This window comes from Candidatus Hydrogenedentota bacterium (assembly GCA_012523015.1).
Lineage (GTDB): Bacteria > Hydrogenedentota > Hydrogenedentia > Hydrogenedentales > CAITNO01 > JAAYBJ01.
Window position 1 is genome coordinate 1 of record JAAYJI010000102.1, and the last position, 1,950, is coordinate 1,950.

Annotated in this window: 2 protein-coding genes and 1 pseudogene; all 3 read left to right on the forward strand. The window is 49.4% G+C overall.

Going from position 1 to position 1,950, the window contains the following annotated elements; translation table 11 throughout:
• The first annotated feature begins 257 nt into the window (after positions 1 to 257).
• Positions 258 to 608, forward strand: coding sequence for a hypothetical protein (locus GX117_04420; protein NLO32588.1), 351 nt, complete (start codon positions 258 to 260; stop codon positions 606 to 608).
• A gap of 3 nt (positions 609 to 611) precedes the next feature.
• Positions 612 to 1,364, forward strand: a pseudogene (locus tag GX117_04425) (alpha/beta hydrolase).
• A 172-nt stretch (positions 1,365 to 1,536) separates the two neighbouring features.
• Positions 1,537 to 1,950, forward strand: a 414-nt coding sequence (locus tag GX117_04430) for a metallophosphatase (protein NLO32589.1), incomplete at its 3' end; no start/stop codon positions are given.

Genomic DNA, 1,950 nt, shown 5'->3' on the forward strand with positions numbered 1-1,950 from the left:
GCATGGGCGCTTGTTCCGCCTCGCTACGCTCGGCTCCACAAGCGCCCATGCAATCCTGCCAGGAGGCGCGCTCATGAAACACAGAAACTCTCATAACAACTGGACCAAAAAGCGGGGGCTTGACAGCGGCATCCCTCTGATAAAATCCGATTGAAAAAGAACGTGTGGAGGAGATGCGGACGGACTTCTATAAAAAAATATAAACCGATAGTATGGTAATGTGGCGTTGTTATTTCTTTAAGGTATAGGAAAAAATCATGAAATTATTTCGCAAGATTTTAAAATGGGCGGGACTGTTATTTTTACTTCTTCTCCTTGGCGGTGTCGCCTTTATATGTATTCATGGACGTGCCCCCGCCAAACGTCCGGATCTCGTTACCGCTGTACCGGAAGGTGTGCCGCTGCCGCCTCGAGGATATCCCAGTGAATGGACTTCTATGGGTGCGGGCTATTTTTTTTATGATCTCATTGCCATCGAGAATGCTCCGCCTTTGCCCGGCGTCGTTATGGATGAAGACATTCAATATGGCGTAGGAGATGACACGCCGCTCTTTTTAGACGTCTATCGCTCCGAATCTCAAGAGGGATCTGCTCCCGGCGTTCTTTAATTTTTTGGCGGCGGCTGGCGTTCGGGGCGCAAGGATCAACTGCGGGTATATGCCCAATATTTCGCGCAACAAGGCTATGTGGCGGCAACTGTGCAATATCGCTTGCGCGAAGCGGGGCAATGGCCCAAATCCATTCATGACGCCAAATGTGCGGTGCGCTGGATGCGTGCCCACGCGGAAGAATATGGGATTGATCCTGAACGTATCGGCGTTATGGGAAATTCTGCCGGTGCTTATCTTGCACTCATGACGGGCTACACTGCGGGAAATCCGGAATTTGAAGGAGACGGAGGATGGGCCGAATACAAGAGTGATGTCCAAGCAGTGGTAGATATTTATGGTCCCGCTGATTTCACCGAGCCGAAGCGCCGTGATCATTCTTTGATCGTGAAATACATGAATGGAGTCTATGAAGAAGATCCACAGCGTTTTGAAGCGGCTTCACCGATTCGCTATGTCACTGCCGAGACACCGCCCACCTGCATCATCCACGGCACGGTAGACATGCTTGTTCCCGTGACTCAAAGCGATATGTTGGCAGAGAAGCTTATTGAAAAAGGGGTGCCTTATTATTACAGCCGTATTAACGGCTGGCCCCATGCTATGGATGTCGTTACTTCGATCAACAATCATGCTAAAGCATTGATTGTAGACTTCTTTGATCACTATCTTAAAGGAGAAGGGGAAGAGGTCTCTCCTTTAGAAGAAGAGGAAAGCGATGCGCCTGAGCCGGACGCGGCAGTTATCCAAGACTGATGATCCATGCCTCGAAACACAGGGCACAAGAAACGCCGGGAACGATATAGCAGTGTCAGACAAGAGCGGTCGTATTTTCGTGTATTCTGAAAACTTTAGGTATTGTTCTAAGGCGTTGTATGGGTGATTTAGGATATGGTACCATTCTCTTTTAGCCTAAAAGGAGAATAAAATGTCACATTCAAGAATTATTTCGTGGTCTATTTGTATGGTTTTAGCGCTGATGGGCATGGCAATGGCTAACGCAGAATCTCCCGTGTTGCGTTTTAAAGAAGACGGCACATTTCGTATTGTCCAGTTTGCAGATGTTCATTGGACAGTCGGCAATGCTGAAGATAAAGAGAGCCTTCAACTGATGCGTGACGTACTGGATGCGGAAACGCCGGACTTGGTCGTATACACAGGCGACAATACTACAGGCGGCGCCATTTTGCCTTCTCGCGGACTTCGCCAGGTTACAGAGGCAAGTGTGGAACGCAATCTGCCATGGGCGGCCGTTTTTGGAAATCACGACGATGAGGGCCCGGCGAGCCGAGCCAAATTGATGGAGCTCATGCAGACATTGCCGGGCTGTTTGGCACAAGCA

What these genes read in the sequence shown, in the direction of transcription:
- GX117_04420 (NLO32588.1), top strand. Translation starts at nt 258, where the DNA reads ATGAAATTATTTCGCAAGATTTTAAAATGGGCGGGACTGTTATTTTTA.